The following is a 16,670-nucleotide window of genomic DNA, read 5'->3' as shown; positions in this document are numbered from 1 at the left end:
CTTAAGCACGAATGCGGTAGTCGTTGGCCCATCGCCGCTGGTTTCACTGCCCTGCTTATGCCGAGTTTGCGCCTGTTCTCCTTGTTTCTCTTGCTGCTAGCGGGCACCCTGGCCGCCCATGCCCAGCCCAAAACACCCGCCGACTTTGGCTACCGCCACCTCACCATGCGCTACCAGCGCGACATGGTGCATATTCTGGTACTCTCCAAAAAGGGTGAGGAGTTGAAGCGCAAGCCGGTGTTTCTGTTCGTGCAGGGCTCTACGCCGCAGCCCGTCATTATGTACGACGACAAAGGCGCTTTTCCCATGCTACCCTTTGAACTAGATACGCTGCTAACCCGCTATCACTTCATCGAAATCAGTAAGCCGGGCATACCAGTAATAGCTCACACTAAGCTGCTAACACCCAACTATGCTTATCTCAACCCCAAAACCGGCCAAGTACCGTTAGCCTATTGCCAGCGCAACTACCTCGAATATTACGTGGTTCGCGACGCGGCTGTGCTGCGCTACCTCACCCACCAGCCCTGGGTGCAGGCCGATAATATCACGGCGATGGGCCACTCTGAAGGCAGCAACGTAGTAGCCCGGCTAGCCCGGCACCCCGGCCCGCTGCGCCGCGTAGTGTATCTCAGTGGCAGCCCGCTAGGTCGCATGCTCACCGTTATTTCCGGCAATCGGCAAGAGGTTGATTCAGTGGGCGCCGAAAATAATTTTGCCTATTGGAAGCAAGTAGTGGCTAGCCCTAAAGAAAATAATTGCCTAGGCGATACACACTTATTGGTATCCTCTCTGACTTCTACCCAAACGCCGCTCGACGATTTTTTGCACAGTAAAGTCCCCGTATTCGTGGGCTACGGCACCCGCGACCGCTCGGCCCTGCTCGAAGACTACTTACGCCTGGAAATGATACGGGCCGGCAAAACTAACCTCACGTTTCGTGCTTACCCCGAATTGGAGCACAATTTCATGGGCTTCACCAACGGCGTAGTAGACCCGAAGAAATGGAACTGGGACCGCGTAGCCCGCGACTTCTTCACCTGGATGAAAATGCACTAGCCTGCTACTTCATCGTCGAGAACTTCTGCTGCATCACCTCCTGCACCGAGCGACCCGAAATCTTGCTTTCGAGCCACGAGATAATGTCGAAGTAGAGAAACGGCCGGCGGTCGAAGGGCCTGGCGGCTATTTCTTCCAGCTTGTTTTTCAAGGCCCGGAACTCGTCGCGCAGCTGGCTAGGCTCGATGTGGCCCACGCGGCGCAAAAACCGGAATACCTCGACCTGCATGGGCTGCTGGTCGTCCATCTTGGCCAGGAAGTGGTACACCGAGCGCACTTGGTGCTCCAGCTCGGCGTCTTCGCCGGCCTCGTAGTGCGCCACCAGGTTGAGGATGCGCGCAAAGCATTGTAAATCTTCGCGCAGGCTCAGGTCTTTGTGGTCGATAATGCGATTTAAGTACTTGATAGCCTGCTTGTACTGGCCGCTCCCGAAGTACAGGCAGGCAATTTTGTAGTAGAACACCAGCGTGCGGTGTAGGTCGAGCTGCGCCTTGTACTGCCCTAGCTGCTCCAGCAATTCGGGAATAATTTCGACGCCCTCCGTGAAGCGCGCCTCCAGAAAACAAGCATTGATGCGGTTGGTCCAGATGTACTGAAACAGCAGAATTTCGGTGTTGGGCGTGGCCCGGCGCGTCTGGTTGGCCCCAAAGTCTTCCAGCCGCTGCAGCACCTCACTGAACTTACTGTAGTACTGCATGTTAAACAGCGCGGCCAGCAAATTGTGCAAGCCTTTGATGTAGAGCATCGTTTGACTTTCCTTCAAGTCGGGCTGCCGCTCAAACAGGTCAACCCATTTCTGCGCGTAGCGGTAGCACGACCGAAAATCCTGATTGATAGTGTGGTACCACACGTGCGCCTGGTAAAAGTAAAGCTTCTCCCAAAAGCCGCTGCCCCGCCCTAGCTGGGCCGGCAAGTGCGCCCGGAAATACACCGTAAACCGCTCGTGGTCAGCCTGGTTACGGGCATGGCCGGCTTGCAGGTACAGCCCGTACAGCCGCAGCGAGGCATTGGAGAGCGCGTGCTGCTGGCTGAGGTGCGCGGCCGTGGCCGTAGCCTCGGCTGCCAAAGATTCGGCCCGGCCCTGCAAGCTGCGCGTAATGTACTGCGACTCGATAAGCTTCTCAAAATCAATGGCTAGCAACGCCACATGCGGCAGCTCGGCCTGCTGGGCGGCTAGCTTCACTTTGGCCAGCATGCGCAGGGCTTGCTGATAAAAGCCTTTGTTGTAGAGCACACGGGCGTAGTCGAGCTGCTCATGCAGCTGAATATCAAAGTTTTGCCCGGCGTGGTAGAGGCGCAGGCTGGCCAGCAGCTGCTTATATAAGTTGGCCTTAAGGTTGGCAAGCTGCGCGCGCTTGAGCGTAGGCACCTGCACCAATACGCGCTCCTCATCGGGGTTGTCCTGAGCGTCGAAGGCATCGAAAAGCTGAAGGAATTTCAGGCCCTCGGTAGCGCCCTGCCGGTTGGTAAAGAGCCGAAAATGGCGCTTTTCCGACTGCGTCAGTGATTTTATGAGCTGAAAAACCGGGTCGCTGCTTTTGTTAGGCATTGTAAAATCTTTCTTATTAACCTATTTACTAACAAGTAGTTAACAAAATAATTTGCGCGTTTGGAAATAATAAAAACCAGTAAAAATTGTTTTTTACGCGGTCACGATGGCTAGTACTTGCAGCGCAATAACAAAGCTGGACCCGCACCGGCGGGCTTTTACTTCTATGGCGACGCAAAAAATTCAGATTTTCGATACCACTCTCCGCGACGGCGAACAGGTGCCGGGCTGCAAGCTAAACCAGCAGGAGAAGCTCGTTATTGCCCGCCAGCTCGAAGCGCTGGGGGTTGATGTCATCGAGGCCGGCTTTCCGGTGTCGAGCCCCGGCGATTTTGCCGCCGTGGCTGCCATCGCCGCCCAAACCAAAGAAGCCACCGTCTGCGGCCTCACCCGCGCCGTCGAAAACGACATTCGGGTAGCCGCCGAGGCGCTGCGCGGGGCCCGCCGGCCGCGCATCCACACCGGCATCGGCACCTCCGATTTGCACGTGCAACAGAAGCTGCGCACCACCCGCGAGGACGTAATTAAGCGCGCCGTTGCCGCCGTGAAGCTCGCCAAGAGCTTCGTGGAAGACGTGGAGTTTTACGCCGAAGACGCCGGCCGCACCGACAACGAGTTTCTGGCCAGGGTGTGCGAAGCCGCCATCGCGGCCGGCGCCACGGTGCTCAACATCCCAGATACCACCGGCTACTGCCTGCCCCACGAGTACGGGGCCAAGATTAAGTACTTGTACGAGAACGTGAAAGGTATTGACCGGGCCATTCTCTCGACGCACTGCCACAACGACCTGGGGCTAGCCACGGCCAACTCCATCGCGGGCGTCAGCAACGGTGCGCGCCAGATTGAGTGCACTATCAACGGCGTGGGCGAGCGCGCTGGCAACACGGCCCTGGAGGAAGTCGTCATGATTTTGCGCCAACACGCTGACCTCAACCTCACTACGGGTGTGAATACCCGCCTGCTGTCCGAGACTTCGGCCATGGTATCGCACCTCATGAGCATGCCCGTGCAGGCCAACAAAGCCATTGTAGGCGCCAACGCCTTTGCGCACAGCAGCGGCATCCACCAGGATGGCGTGATTAAGTGCCGCGAAACTTACGAAATTATTGACCCTAAAGAAGTTGGCATGGCCGATTCGAGCATCGTGCTCACGGCCCGCTCGGGCCGCGCGGCCCTGGCCTACCGCCTCCAAAAGCTGGGCTACGACCTGGAGCGCCCGGCGCTCAACACCGCCTACGCCAGCTTCCTGCAAATGGCCGACCGCCAGCGCGAAGTATTTGATAACGACTTACACATCCTCATCGAGCAAGAAAAAATAGTAGCCATCGGCTGAAAAGGCTAAGGAAACGGGGTGGCAGGCGCTGCCAGTGGGTGGGAGCAGGGAAATCAGGGGGTCGGGTTAAAACCCCATAAACGCCATTCTTTCACACCCTTAACACGACCAAAATTTCCCCCTGTTGCTTCGTTTCCTTAGCCTCTCGGCTGATTTGCTACTTGCTAATAAACACTTGTCATGCTGACGAAAGACGCATCTTGTCACGTTAGCACACACCGCTGAATCGGTAATTCAATTGGCGTACACCTGACAAGATGCTTCCTTCGTCAGCATGACAAACGTTATCCTATCCTTACCTCATGTCCCGCACGTTATTCGATAAAATCTGGGATGCTCACGTCGTTCGCTCCATCGAAGGGCTGGATGTCGTGTACATCGACCGCCACCTGATTCACGAAGTCACTAGTCCACAAGCTTTTGACGAGCTGGCGGCGCGCAATCTGCCGCTGTTTCGCCCCAGCCAGATTCTGGCCACCGCCGACCACAACGTGCCCACGCTGCACCAAGACCAACCCATCCGTGAGCCGCTTTCGCGCCTGCAGGTGGAGAAGTTGACGGAAAATTGCCAGAAACACGGCATCGAGCTTTACGGCCTGGGGCATGAGCGCCAGGGTATCGTGCACGTTATCGGGCCGGAGCTGGGCCTAACCCAGCCGGGCTTGACGATGGTGTGCGGCGACAGCCACACCTCCACGCACGGCGCATTTGGTGCGGTGGCCTTCGGCATCGGCACCAGCCAGGTAGCGCAGGTGATGGCCTCGCAGTGCCTGCTGCTGAGCCGACCCAAGCGCATGCGCATTTCGGTGGAAGGCGAGCTGCGGCCCGGTGTTACGGCTAAGGACTTGATTCTCTACATTATTGCGCAGCTCGGCACGGGCGGTGCGACGGGCCACTTCGTGGAGTACGCGGGCAGCGCGGTGCGAGCCTTGAGCATGGAAGGCCGCATGACCATCTGCAACATGAGCATCGAGATGGGCGCCCGCGGCGGCCTCATCGCCCCCGATGCTACCACGTTTGCCTACGTCGAGGGCCGTCCCTTTGCGCCCAAAGGTGAGGCCTGGAACGACGCCGTAGCCTATTGGCAATCGCTGTATTCGGACGACGATGCCACGTTTGAAACCGAATACACCTACCAGGCGGCCGACATCACGCCCATGATTACCTACGGCACCAACCCCGGCATGGGCATTGCGCTCACCGGCCACGTGCCGAGCGAAGTGCCCGCTGCCGAGGCTGAGAGCTTCGACAAGTCTCTGAAATACATGGGCTTCGAGCGGGGCGAGTCGCTACTCGGCAAGCAGATTGATTATGTATTTATCGGTAGCTGCACCAACTCGCGCATCGAGGACCTGCGCGCCGTGGCCGCCTACGTAGCCGGCAAGCAAAAAGCCGAGCACGTGGCTGCCTTCATCGTGCCCGGCTCTAAACAAGTTGAGCAACAAGCAATTGCCGAGGGCATCGACAAGATTTTTACCGCCGCCGGCTTCGAGCTGCGCGAGCCCGGCTGCAGCGCCTGCCTGGCCATGAACGAAGACAAGATTCCGGCCGGCAAGTATTGCGTGGCTACTTCCAACCGCAACTTCGAGGGGCGGCAGGGCCCCGGCTCGCGCACGCTGCTGGCTAGCCCCCTGGTGGCCGCTATCACGGCCGTGCAGGGCCGCATCGTAGACATTACGCAGTATTTGAACTAATGGAAAAATTTCAAACCCTGCACACCACCGGCCGCCCCCTGCCGCTGGAAAACATTGATACCGACCAGATTATTCCGGCCCGGTTTCTGAAAGCAACCACCCGCGAAGGCTTCGGCGAAAACCTGTTTTGCGACTGGCGCTACAACGCCGACGGCTCGCCTAAACCCGACTTCGTGCTGAACGACCCGCGCTACGCCGGCTCCGTCCTGGTGGCGGGCAAAAACTTCGGTTGCGGCAGTAGCCGCGAGCACGCCGCCTGGGCGCTGTATGATGCTGGTTTTCGGACGGTCATCTCCAGCTACTTCGCCGATATTTTTCGGGGTAATGCCCTGAACACCGGCCTGCTACCGCTGCAAGTGAGCGACGAGGTGCTGGCCCGCCTGCTGGCCGCCATTGAGGCCAACCCGACGTTGGAGTTGGTAGTCGATTTGCCGTCGCAGACCCTAGCCGTGCCGGCCTGGGGCGAAACGTTCAGCTTCGCCATCGACGGCTACAAAAAGGAGTGCCTGATTAATGGCTACGACGACATCGACTTTTTAGTAAATCAGAAATCGGCCATTGAGGCCTTTGAAAAACAACGCGCATGGACATGGTAACCAAGAAAATAGCTTTGCTGCCTGGTGATGGCATCGGGCCGGAAGTCTGTCGGCAGGCCGTGAAAGTGCTCGACGCCGTAGCCGAGCGCTTCGGCCACCGGTTTGAGTTTACTTCGCACCTCGTGGGCGCCTGCGCCATCGACGCCACCGGCAACCCGCTGCCCGACGAGACCCTGGCCGCCTGCCGCGCCTCCGACGCGGTACTCTTCGGCGCCATCGGCGACCCCAAGTACGACAACGACCCGACTGCCAAGGTGCGCCCCGAGCAAGGGCTGCTGCGCATGCGCAAGGAGCTGGGCCTGTTTGCCAACATCCGGCCGGTCACGGCCTACCAGGCACTGCTGAAGCATTCGCCGCTGAAGTCGGACCGCATTGAGGGTACCGATATGGTGATTTTTCGGGAGCTGACGGGCGGCATCTACTTTGGCGAGAAGGGCCGCGCGGCCGACGGCTCGGCTTATGATAATTGCACGTATTCGCGGCCTGAGATTGCGCGCATCGCGCACCTGGCGTTTCAGTCGGCCGCCGGCCGCCGCCAGCACCTCACACTGATAGATAAAGCTAACGTATTGGAAACCTCGCGCTTATGGCGCGAAGTGGTGCGCGAAATCGCTTCGGATTACCCCGCAGTGGAGGTCGATTACCTGTTCGTGGACAACGCCGCGATGCAGATTATTACCAACCCCCGGCAGTTTGACGTGCTGCTGACCGAGAACATGTTCGGCGATATTATTTCGGACGAAGCCTCGGTGATTGCCGGCTCGATGGGCCTGCTGCCCTCCGCCTCGGTGGGTGCCGAAGTAGCGGTGTTTGAGCCCATTCACGGCTCCTACCCCCAGGCCAAAGGCAAGGGCATCGCCAACCCGCTGGCCGCCATTTTGTCGGCCGCTATGCTGCTCGACCACCTGGGCCTGGCTACTGAAGCGGAGTTGGTGCGCGAAGCGGTAGATGAAGCACTCACCAACCAGATTCTGACGCCCGAGCTTAACCCGACCGCACCCTACACTACCGAGCAGGTGGGCAGCTACGTGGCCTTCTGGATTGCCGACTCGAACGAGCAGCAGTGGAACGCGCACAACATTGCGGTGGGCGTGAGTACGATTATCTAACCAATGCAACTGGCACGGAGCAGAGCCCCGCGCCATTCTTCAGCTCAATACTCATGCTCCTGCTACCCGTCATTTCCGTGGTCATTATTCCTACCCTAGCGGGCTAGCAGGTACTTCTTACCCTCAAGAAAACCTTCCTAGCCCGCAGCTCAGGAAGGTTTTTTTAGGACCAATCCGCTTTTTTTCGTCACCTTAACATCATGACGCTCAATAAATTCAGCCGCATCTACACCCAGGACGACAGCTTGCCGGCCTCGCAGGCCATGCTCATCGGGGCGGGCTTGTCGGATGCGGATTTACGCAAGCCGTTCGTGGGCATCTGCTCCACGGGCTTCGAGGGCAACACCTGCAACATGCACCTCGACGGGCTAGCCAACGAGGTGAAGCGCGGCGTGGCCGCCCAGGGGCTGGTGGGACTGCGCTTCAACACCATCGGCGTGAGCGATGGCATCACCAACGGCAACGCGGGCATGCGCTTCTCGCTGGTGTCCAGGGAGATAATTGCCGATTCGATTGAGGCCATGGCGGGTGCGCACTACTACGACGCCCTGGCCACGGTGGTGGGCTGCGACAAAAATATGCCCGGCGCGCTGATTGCGATGGCGCGGCTCAACCGGCCGTCGCTGATGGTGTACGGCGGCACTATCCGGGGCGGCGAGTTTAAGGGGCAGCAACTCAACATTGTCTCGTGCTTTGAGGCCTACGGCAAGAAAGTTAACGGGCAGATTTCGGAGGAGGATTACCAGGGCATCATTCACAATGCCTGCCCGGGGCCGGGTGCCTGCGGCGGCATGTACACCGCCAACACGATGGCGGCGGCCATCGAAACACTGGGCATGACGGTACCCGCTTCGTCGTCGCTGCCCGCCGAGAGCAGCGCCAAAGTGCAGGAGTGCCTCGACACGGGCGCTTACCTGCGCCGTTTGCTGGAGCTGGACCTCAAGCCGCGCGACATCCTGACCCGCGCGGCGTTTGAGAACGCGCTGGTTATCATTACCGTCCTCGGCGGCTCGACCAATGCCGTGCTGCACCTCATCGCCATTGCCCACGCGGCGGGTGTATCGCTGACGATGGAAGACTTCCAGGCCGTGAGCAACCGCGTGCCGGTGCTGGCCGACCTCAAGCCCAGCGGCAAATATTTGATGGAGGATTTGTCGAAAATTGGGGGCGTGCCCGCCGTGCAGCGCACCCTGCTCGACTACGGCCTGCTGAATGGCGACCTGCTGACCGTTACTGGCCGGACCCTAGCCGAAAACCTGGCCGACGTGCAGCCGCTAGGCTCCGGGCAGGATTTGCTGCGCCCACTCAGCAACCCCATCAAGGCCGACGGGCACATCCAGATGTTGTATGGCAACCTGGCTACCAAGGGCAGCGTGGCCAAAATCAGCGGCAAGGAAGGCCTGCGATTTGAAGGTCCGGCGATAGTATTCAACTCGGAAGAAGCGCTGAACCAAGGCATTATCGACCACAAAATCCAGGCCGGGCAGGTGGTCGTGATTCGCTACGTGGGGCCTAAAGGCGGGCCGGGCATGCCCGAAATGCTGAAACCCACCTCGGCCATTATGGGCGCAGGGCTGGGCGATAAAGTGGCGCTAATAACCGACGGGCGCTTTTCGGGCGGCACGCACGGCTTCGTGATTGGACACGTCTGCCCCGAGGCTTTCGACGGCGGCGGCATCGCCCTGGTGCAGGATGGCGACTGGATAGTGCTCGACGCCAGCGCCAACACCATCGATGTGCGCCTCTCGGACGACGAGCTAGCTACCCGCCGCGCCGCCTGGCGGCGCCCGCCGCTGCCCGCCCGGCAGGGCGTGCTGCTCAAGTACATCCGCACCGTGAGCAACGCCAGCCACGGCTGCATTACCGACTTACTCGAAGAAGATTATGTCCCTCAACCCGCTCTCAGCCCCACTCGCCGCTAGCCCGGCCGCTCTTACCTTGGCGCCCATGATGGGCGCGGTAGCCACGCTGCAAGCGCTGGTGGCCGAGGGCGTGGACACGATTTTTGGCTACCCCGGCGGGGCCATTATCCCCATTTACGACGCGCTCTACGACTTCAAGGACTCGCTGAACCACGTGCTGGTGCGCCACGAGCAGGGCGGCATCCACGCGGCGCAGGGCTACGCGCGCAGCTCGGGCCGGGTAGGCGTGGCGCTGGCCACGAGCGGGCCGGGCGCCACCAACCTCGTGACGGGGCTAGCCGATGCGCTGATTGACAGCACGCCGCTGGTGTGCATCACGGGGCAGGTATTTGCGCATTTGCTGGGCACCGATGCGTTTCAGGAGACGGATATTATTAACATCACGACGCCCGTTACGAAGTGGAACTACCAGGTAACCAGGGCCGAAGAGATACCCGAGGCGCTGGCCAAGGCCTTTTACATTGCGCGCAGCGGCCGGCCGGGGCCGGTGCTGGTCGACATTACTAAGAATGCCCAGATGCAAACGTTTGAGGCGCCCGCCTACGCGCCGTGCACGCACATTCGCAGCTACCGGCCCGCGCCGATGGTGCGCAAGGAGTACATAGCGCAGGCGGCGGCGCTCATTAACAGCGCTAAGCGGCCGTTTATCCTCTGGGGGCAGGGCGTGGTGCTGGGCCGGGCCGAGCGTGAGTTTCGGGAGTTTGTGGAGAAATCGGGCATTCCGGCGGCCTGGACCATCCTGGGCGTGGGGGCCCTGGCCACCGGCCACCCGCTGAACGTGGGCATGCTCGGCATGCACGGCAACTACGGCCCCAACGTGCTCACCAACGAGTGCGACGTGCTGATTGCCATCGGCATGCGCTTCGACGACCGCGTGACCGGCCGGCTCGATAAGTACGCCAAGCAAGCGCAGGTGGTGCACCTCGACATCGACCCCACCGAGATTGACAAGAACGTAAAAACTACCGTGCCGGTGTGGGGCGACTGCAAGGAAACCCTACCCCTACTCACGGCGCTGGTCGAGCGCCGTGAGCACACCGCCTGGCTAGCCCGCTTCAACGACTACGCCGCGCAGGAAGTCGACGCCGTGATTCGGGAGGAGCTGTTCCCGGCTTCGGAGGAATTGACGATGGGCGAAGTGATGCAGCAATTGAACGAAATCACGGGCGGTGAGGCCGTTATCGTGTCCGACGTGGGGCAGCACCAGATGGTGGCCTGCCGCTACGCTCGCCAGAACCAGTCGCGCAGCCACGTCACGAGTGGCGGGCTGGGCACGATGGGCTTTGCGCTGCCGGCCGCCATCGGGGCCAAGTTTGGCGCGCCCCACCGGCCGGTAGTGGCCGTCATTGGCGACGGCGGCTTTCAGATGACGATTCAGGAGCTGGGCACCATTATGCAGACGGGTGTGGACGTGAAAATTATCATCCTCAACAACCAGTTTCTGGGCATGGTGCGGCAGTGGCAGGAGCTGTTTCACCAGCGACGCTATTCGTTTGTGGATATTCAAAGCCCTGATTTTGTGGCCGTGGCGGCCGGCTACCGCATCGCCGGCCAGCGCGTAGGCGACCGCGCCGAGCTGCGCCCGGCGCTGGAGAAGATGCTGGCGCACCCCGGCTCTTTCCTGCTCGAAGTGATGGTGACGAAGGAGAATAACATCTTCCCAATGGTGCCGCAGGGGTGCAGCGTGGCGGAAATCCGGCTGCGGTAAACATTTGGCAGATACTAAATAAGGTTGTCATGCTGAGCGCAGCGCAGCGGAGTCGAAGCATCTCTACCGCTGAACTAACTCCTGACGCTAGCAACGAAGTAATAGAGATGCTTCGACTCCGCTGCGCTGCGCTCAGCATGACGACTGATTAAATCTATTGATTATGAGCCCCGAACCCGCCGACCGCCAGGAATACAACATCACCGCGTACACCGAAAACCAGGTGGGCCTGCTCAACCGCATTGCCATCATTTTTTCGCGCCGCAAAATCAATATCGAGAGCCTCAATGTATCGCCCTCGGAAATTGAGGGCATCCACCGCTTCAACATCGTGATTGTGGAGACGGAGGAGGTGGTGGAGAAGCTAGCCAAGCAGATTGAGAAGCAGGTGGAGGTACTGAAAGTGTACTTCAATACCAATGCCGACGTGATTTGGCAAGAGATGGCGCTGTATAAAGTGCCGACCGACGTGATTGCCGAAAAAGTGCTCGTGGAGCGCCTGCTGCGCGAAAACGGTGCCCGCGCCGTGGTCATTCGCAAGGACTATACGGTGTTTGAAACCACCGGCCACCGCGAGGAAACTGACAATTTGATTCGGGCTTTGCAGCCCTATGGCCTCATCGAGTTTGTGCGCTCGGCGCGCATCGCCATCATCAAGGCTAGCGACGGTTTTCACCGCAAGCTTCAGGAGTTTGAGCGCCGCGAACCCAGCGAGGAAGTGGCCGAGAACGAGTTTTTGAACGACCGCGAGCAGGTTTTTACGATGTAGCATGTGGGCTTTAGCTACGCTGACTTTCAGTTCAGTCCGCGACCCGAACGATTTAATAAGACACCTTTTTTTTCTCAACTCGCGGACTAACAGTCCGCGCTACCCCCCCACTCACATGGCAACCATCAACTTTGGCGGCGTACCCGAAACCGTGATTACCCGCGACGAATTTCCGCTGCAAAAGGCGCTTGAATTTTTGAAGAATGACACCATTGCGGTAATCGGCTACGGCGTGCAGGGCCCCGGCCAGGCATTGAACATGCGCGACAACGGTTTCCACGTAATCGTGGGGCAGCGCGAGGGCACGCCATCGTGGGCGCGCGCGCTCAAGGATGGCTGGGTGCCGGGCGAGTCGCTGTTCGGCATCGAGGAGGCGGCCGAGAAGGGCACCATCATCTGCAACCTGCTGAGCGATGCCGGCCAGATTGCCCTGTGGCCGACGCTCCAGAAATACCTCACGCCGGGCAAAACGCTGTACTTCTCGCACGGCTTCGGCATCACGTTTAACGACCAGACGGGCATCGTGCCGAGCAAGGACATCGACGTGATTCTGGTAGCGCCCAAGGGCAGCGGCACCAGCCTGCGCCGCTTGTTCGTGGCCGGCGGCGGCCTGAACTCGTCGTTCGCGGTGTTTCAGGATGCCAGCGGTAAGGCTTGGGAAAAAGCCATTGCGATGGGCATTGGCGTAGGCTCGGGCTACTTGTTTGAGACTGATTTTAAGAAAGAGGTTTACTCGGACCTTACCGGCGAGCGCGGCGTGCTGATGGGCGCCCTGGCCGGCATCATCGAGGCCCAGTATCAGGTGCTGCGCCAGCGCGGGCACTCGCCCTCCGAGGCCTTTAACGAAACGGTGGAGGAACTGACCCAGAGCCTGGTGCCGCTAGTAGGCGAAAACGGCATGGACTGGATGTTTGGCAACTGCTCGGTAACGGCCCAGCGCGGCGCCCTCGACTGGAAGGGTAAGTTTCGCGAGGCCACCCTGCCCGTGCTCAACGACCTCTACGACAGCGTGGCTAGCGGCGCCGAAGCCCGCCGCACCATCGAGCGCGGCTCGACGCCCAATTACCGCCAGGAGCTGGAAGCCGAGCTGAAAGAAGTGCGCGACTCGGAGCTGTGGCAGACCGGCGCTACCGTGCGCGAGCTGCGCTCGCGCACCAGTGAGAATGTGGAGGCATAATTTTTAAACTGCTCAGCGTAGCGCCTCACCCCCTGGCCCCCTCTCCGAAAAGGATAGCAGGGACTAGCCCTAACATTAGTCGTTAGCTCTCGTCCCTTTATCGGCTGGCTCCCCCGCTCCTTTTCGGGGAGGGGGTCGGGGGTGAGGCGCTACGGCTGCGCAATACCTCCTACTCCCATGCCCGACCTAGAAGCCCCGGCGGCCGCGGCCGTCACCCTGGAAAACGTCGAAGCCGCCGCGCGCCGCCTCAAAGGTGTGATTACCAAGACGCCCCTGATGCAAAACCTGGGGCTCTCGCGTCGCTACGACGCCACCGTGCTGCTTAAGCGCGAGGACTTGCAGGTGGTGCGCTCGTATAAAATCCGGGGGGCTTATAACAAGATTGCCACGCTACCCACCACCGTGCCGGCCTGCCAGATAGTGTGCGCCAGCGCCGGCAACCACGCCCAGGGGGTGGCCTACGCCTGCCAGCTTTTGGGCCTGAAATGCGACATCTTTATGCCTGCCCAAACGCCCGCCCAAAAGGTGGACAAGGTGCGCCTCTTCGGCAAAGATATGGTAACAGTGCACCTCACGGGCCGCACGTTCGACGACTGCTACCACGCGGCGCAGGCCTTTTGCGACGAGCGCGGTAGCACGTTTGTACACCCATTTGATGACCTAGCGATTGTGGAAGGCCAGGCCACCGTGGGGCTCGAAATCCTGAAAGCGGCCCATGACACACCGCTTGACTTTTGCTTTATGCCCATCGGCGGCGGCGGGCTGGCATCGGGGCTAGCCAGCGTATTTCGGCAGCTGAGCCCGCACACCAGGCTCATCGGCGTGCAGCCGCTAGGAGCACCCAGCATGCACGACGCCCTGGCGGCCGGGCAGCGGCAGGCGCTGGCTAGCCTCGACACTTTTGTGGATGGCGCGGCCGTGAAATGCCCCGGCGAGCTCACGTTTGAGATTTGCCAGGCCCTGCTCGACGAGGTGCACCTCGTGCCCGAAGGCCAGGTGTGCGAAGACCTGCTGAAGATGTACAACGAGGAAGGCATGGTGCTGGAGCCCGCGGGCACCCTAGCCATCTCGGCGCTGCACGCCTACGCCGACCAGATACGCGGCAAAACGGTGGTGTGCGTGGTCAGCGGCTCCAACAACGACATCACCCGCATGGAGGACATTAAGGAGCGCGCCCAGCGCCACCAGGGCCTCAAGCACTACTTTATGGTGCGCTTCAACCAGGCGCCCGGCGCGCTGCGGCGCTTCGTAAACAACGTGCTGGCCGAGGGCGAAGACATCATCCAGTTTCAGTACATCAAGAAAAACAACAAGGAGAAAGGCCCCGTTTTCATCGGCGTGGAAGTGCGGCAGCGCGGCGATGAGGCCGGTATTATGGCGCGCATGACGGCCGAGGGTTTTGGCTTTGAGTATTTGAATGAGCAACAGGATTTTCTGAGCTTGCTGGTGTAGCCAAAGATTCTTGCGTTTAGCCCCAACCACTGCCCGTCCTGCTGACGCCGGACGGGTGTGATTTTTAGCGCGGCGGCCTATTCTTTGGCCACCTTGAACGACTGCGTGAAATCAGCTCCCGTGAGGCGCACCACGTAGAGGCCGCGGGCTAGCCCCGAGGCGTCGAACACATTCTGCGCGCCGGTGTTGCCGTAGCTGCGCGTGAGCACCGTGCGGCCCGTGGCGTCGGCAATGGTGAGCGTGTGCGCCGTGGTGCCGCTGGGCAGCGAATACGTGAGCAGGCCTACTACGGGGTTGGGATAGGCGGTGAAGTCGGCTTGGTTGGCGGCGCCGGTGGCGGCCAGGGTGCTCGCCTCGCGGGCGGTGCCCACTACCGTATAGCTGAAGGCCTCCCAGCCCGAGATGGTCATGCGGGTGCAGGTCATGGCCTGGCTGCCGTTTTCGCTGGAGATGTAGCGGCCGTTGTAGCCGCCCAGGCTGATGGTGCCGTCGGCATTCACAATCCAGTCGAATGCCTCCCACCAGCCGGCGCTGCTGCGGTTGGCGGTGATGGCCTGGGTGCCGTTTTCGCTCGACACATACATATTCATGGCGCGCAGGTACACCTTACCGTTGCCGGCGTCGAGCACCGAAAACTGTTCCCAGGTGCCGGCCGTGGCGCGGGTGCAGGTCATGGCCTGCGTGCCGTTTTCGCCCGATACGTACTTGCCGTTGCTTACTGCTTTGAGGGTAATGATTTTGCCGATGGGCGCGCGGGTATTGCGCACCGTGCCGCCGGGGTTGGGCGCCACAGCGTTTAGGGTGCTGGTATTCGACACGCAATTGGCAAACTTGATATTCTGGAGCACGGCCGGGATGTTGCCCGCACCGTCTAGGAGGTACGGCGGGTTGATGTGAAACAGAGCCGCGTTTGAGCCGCTATCAAAGCGCTTGTACGTCCAGTGGCAGTAGCCGATGCCCACGCTGTTGAGGCCGTCGGCGGCATCCTGCATCCACTGGGCCGAGTTTTCGCCGGTTTCGCCCACCCAGATGGGCACGTTGTTGTCGGAGCGAAAGCGCGTGAGGTTGCCGATAAGGCGCAGGCTGTTAGGGTTATTGCCATCCACCGAGGTGGGGTTGTTGTCAATCTCGTAGCCGGTGCCGCTGTAGCGGTGCGAGTTGTACACCAGGTTGGCCGTGTTGCTGAAGGTACGCTTCTCCATGTAGTTAAAATCATTACCGAATCCATTGCCCTCCAACAAGATAAGGTGATTATCGCTATTGGCCCGAATGGTATTAATGAGGCGCTGCAGCACGTCGTGCAGGCGCTGGTTGCCGTTCTGGGTCGACGTGTTGGGGATGTTGTTGGGCTCGTTGATTACGTCGTACATGGCCACGCGCGGGTCGCCCTTGTAGCGGTTCGAGATGGTCTGCCACAGGCGGTTGGTGACGTCCTGGTTGAGTTGGTTGTTCCAGAAGTCGTTGCCGCCCTGCACCAGCGCATCGGGCGGCGTCATGTCGCTGCCCTGGGCGCCCGGCGCAGCGTGCAGGTCAAGCACCACGTACATGCCATTGGCCCCGCACCAGCTCAGTACCTCGTCGATGAGCCGAAAACCCTCAATGGTACTAGGGTCAGTAAATAGCTGATTATTAGTGTACCAGCCCGACAAATTGCCGAAGTACGTGCCGTAGGAAGTCGTGCCCTTGCTCACGCCGGTGCGCACCGCCCGTTGGCTAGCCGTCAGAAACAGCTCGTAGTGCAAGGGCAGCCGCACGCAGTTGAAGCCCTTGTCTTTGAGGTAGTCGATGTCGGCCTTGGTGAAGAAGTTATCGCGCCACTGCTGGTAAAAGCTCTCTACCTGCGCGTCGCTTTGGCCCTGGCTGAAAAGATAGTTCTTGGTGGCGCCCTGCGTGGCACCGTAGCCGGGCTTCATCATGTACCCTTCCTGAATTTGCCAGCCGCCGAGGTTCACGCCTTTCAGGATGACTTCCTGGCTGCTGGCGTTGATGATTTTGGGACCGCTGGCTTGCAAAAAGCTCTGGGCCAGGGTCAGGTGCCAGCCGAGGCTAGCTACTAAGAGGGTAAGGCCGGCCAGCACACGCTGAGCCAGCGCGCGCCCAGCGGCGCGGCCAATAAAATTGGGCATAATGGGTGGGAAAAGAAGGTGGAAAAGGAGCAGCCGGCCCACAAACGTTTGCAGGGCCGGCCACCTATACTACACCCTCAACCCCCTTTACCCCTAGCGCGGGCTGTAAAATATTTTTACACTTGGCCTTCACCCTCATTTTTAGGCAATTGCCTTGCCATTGGGGGTATTTTTTA

The 16,670-nt window shown here is 60.1% G+C and carries 12 protein-coding genes; 10 read left to right on the top strand and 2 right to left on the bottom strand.

What is annotated here, in order from left to right; all coding sequences use genetic code 11:
* The first annotated feature begins 57 nt into the window (after positions 1-57).
* Positions 58-1,059: a S9 family peptidase gene (locus tag GKZ68_RS19695; RefSeq protein ID WP_173117816.1), complete on the top strand. Its 1,002-nt coding sequence runs from the start codon at positions 58-60 to the stop codon at positions 1,057-1,059.
* Between the two features lie 4 nt (positions 1,060-1,063).
* Here the strand turns inward: GKZ68_RS19695 and GKZ68_RS19690 are convergent, their stop codons facing one another.
* Positions 1,064-2,608 carry a hypothetical protein gene (locus GKZ68_RS19690; protein WP_173117814.1) on the bottom strand — a complete coding sequence of 515 codons (1,545 nt, stop codon included), beginning with the start codon at positions 2,606-2,608 and terminating at the stop codon, positions 1,064-1,066.
* A gap of 166 nt (positions 2,609-2,774) precedes the next feature.
* On the opposite strand from GKZ68_RS19690, the gene GKZ68_RS19685 reads away from it, so the two are divergent.
* From GKZ68_RS19685 to ilvA, 9 genes are all read left to right on the top strand, one after another.
* Positions 2,775-3,941 (top strand): 2-isopropylmalate synthase, encoded by a 1,167-nt coding sequence (locus tag GKZ68_RS19685; protein ID WP_173117812.1) that lies wholly within the window; start codon positions 2,775-2,777, stop codon positions 3,939-3,941.
* A 302-nt stretch (positions 3,942-4,243) separates the two neighbouring features.
* Complete coding sequence (gene leuC, locus GKZ68_RS19680; protein ID WP_173117810.1) at positions 4,244-5,635, top strand: 3-isopropylmalate dehydratase large subunit; 1,392 nt, start codon at positions 4,244-4,246, stop codon at positions 5,633-5,635.
* Entirely contained in the window at positions 5,635-6,231 is a 597-nt protein-coding gene (gene leuD, locus GKZ68_RS19675; protein WP_173117808.1) for a 3-isopropylmalate dehydratase small subunit, read from the top strand. Before leuC ends, leuD begins: the two co-directional genes overlap by 1 nt.
* The gene (gene leuB, locus GKZ68_RS19670) at positions 6,219-7,340 is read left to right on the top strand and encodes a 3-isopropylmalate dehydrogenase (RefSeq protein ID WP_173117806.1); all 1,122 of its coding nucleotides are present in this window, start codon (positions 6,219-6,221) and stop codon (positions 7,338-7,340) included. Before leuD ends, leuB begins: the two co-directional genes overlap by 13 nt.
* Before the next feature lie 200 nt (positions 7,341-7,540).
* Positions 7,541-9,262: a dihydroxy-acid dehydratase gene (gene ilvD, locus GKZ68_RS19665; RefSeq protein WP_173117804.1), complete on the top strand. Its 1,722-nt coding sequence runs from the start codon at positions 7,541-7,543 to the stop codon at positions 9,260-9,262.
* Between the two features lie 25 nt (positions 9,263-9,287).
* Entirely contained in the window at positions 9,288-10,970 is a 1,683-nt protein-coding gene (gene ilvB / locus GKZ68_RS19660; RefSeq protein WP_254244301.1) for a biosynthetic-type acetolactate synthase large subunit, read from the top strand.
* Between the two features lie 163 nt (positions 10,971-11,133).
* Positions 11,134-11,739, top strand: a complete 606-nt coding sequence (ilvN, locus tag GKZ68_RS19655) for an acetolactate synthase small subunit (protein ID WP_173117800.1) — start codon at positions 11,134-11,136, stop codon at positions 11,737-11,739.
* 115 nt (positions 11,740-11,854) lie between these two features.
* A complete protein-coding gene (gene ilvC / locus GKZ68_RS19650; protein ID WP_173117798.1) occupies positions 11,855-12,916 on the top strand; it encodes a ketol-acid reductoisomerase in 1,062 nt (353 codons plus the stop codon).
* 177 nt (positions 12,917-13,093) lie between these two features.
* Positions 13,094-14,368, top strand: coding sequence for a threonine ammonia-lyase IlvA (gene ilvA / locus GKZ68_RS19645; protein ID WP_173117796.1), 1,275 nt, complete (start codon positions 13,094-13,096; stop codon positions 14,366-14,368).
* Positions 14,369-14,445: 77 nt separating this feature from the next.
* On the opposite strand, the gene GKZ68_RS19640 is transcribed toward ilvA, so the two are convergent.
* The gene (locus GKZ68_RS19640; RefSeq protein WP_173117794.1) at positions 14,446-16,494 is read right to left on the bottom strand and encodes a cellulase family glycosylhydrolase; all 2,049 of its coding nucleotides are present in this window, start codon (positions 16,492-16,494) and stop codon (positions 14,446-14,448) included.
* Between the last annotated feature and the right edge of the window lie 176 nt (positions 16,495-16,670).

Source organism: Hymenobacter sp. BRD128, assembly GCF_013256625.1.
Classification (GTDB): Bacteria; Bacteroidota; Bacteroidia; order Cytophagales; family Hymenobacteraceae; genus Hymenobacter.
The sequence above is the reverse complement of the archived record's forward strand: the minus strand, read 5'-3'. Positions and strand labels throughout refer to the sequence as shown.

What these genes read in the sequence shown, in the direction of transcription:
- leuD (WP_173117808.1), top strand. Translation starts at nt 5,635, where the DNA reads ATGGAAAAATTTCAAACCCTGCACACCACCGGCCGCCCCCTGCCGCTG.
- GKZ68_RS19640 (WP_173117794.1), bottom strand. Translation starts at nt 16,494, where the DNA reads ATGCCCAATTTTATTGGCCGCGCCGCTGGGCGCGCGCTGGCTCAGCGT.
- ilvB (WP_254244301.1), top strand. Translation starts at nt 9,288, where the DNA reads ATGATGGGCGCGGTAGCCACGCTGCAAGCGCTGGTGGCCGAGGGCGTG.
- ilvC (WP_173117798.1), top strand. Translation starts at nt 11,855, where the DNA reads ATGGCAACCATCAACTTTGGCGGCGTACCCGAAACCGTGATTACCCGC.
- ilvA (WP_173117796.1), top strand. Translation starts at nt 13,094, where the DNA reads ATGCCCGACCTAGAAGCCCCGGCGGCCGCGGCCGTCACCCTGGAAAAC.
- ilvN (WP_173117800.1), top strand. Translation starts at nt 11,134, where the DNA reads ATGAGCCCCGAACCCGCCGACCGCCAGGAATACAACATCACCGCGTAC.
- leuC (WP_173117810.1), top strand. Translation starts at nt 4,244, where the DNA reads ATGTCCCGCACGTTATTCGATAAAATCTGGGATGCTCACGTCGTTCGC.
- ilvD (WP_173117804.1), top strand. Translation starts at nt 7,541, where the DNA reads ATGACGCTCAATAAATTCAGCCGCATCTACACCCAGGACGACAGCTTG.
- leuB (WP_173117806.1), top strand. Translation starts at nt 6,219, where the DNA reads ATGGACATGGTAACCAAGAAAATAGCTTTGCTGCCTGGTGATGGCATC.
- GKZ68_RS19695 (WP_173117816.1), top strand. Translation starts at nt 58, where the DNA reads ATGCCGAGTTTGCGCCTGTTCTCCTTGTTTCTCTTGCTGCTAGCGGGC.
- GKZ68_RS19685 (WP_173117812.1), top strand. Translation starts at nt 2,775, where the DNA reads ATGGCGACGCAAAAAATTCAGATTTTCGATACCACTCTCCGCGACGGC.
- GKZ68_RS19690 (WP_173117814.1), bottom strand. Translation starts at nt 2,608, where the DNA reads ATGCCTAACAAAAGCAGCGACCCGGTTTTTCAGCTCATAAAATCACTG.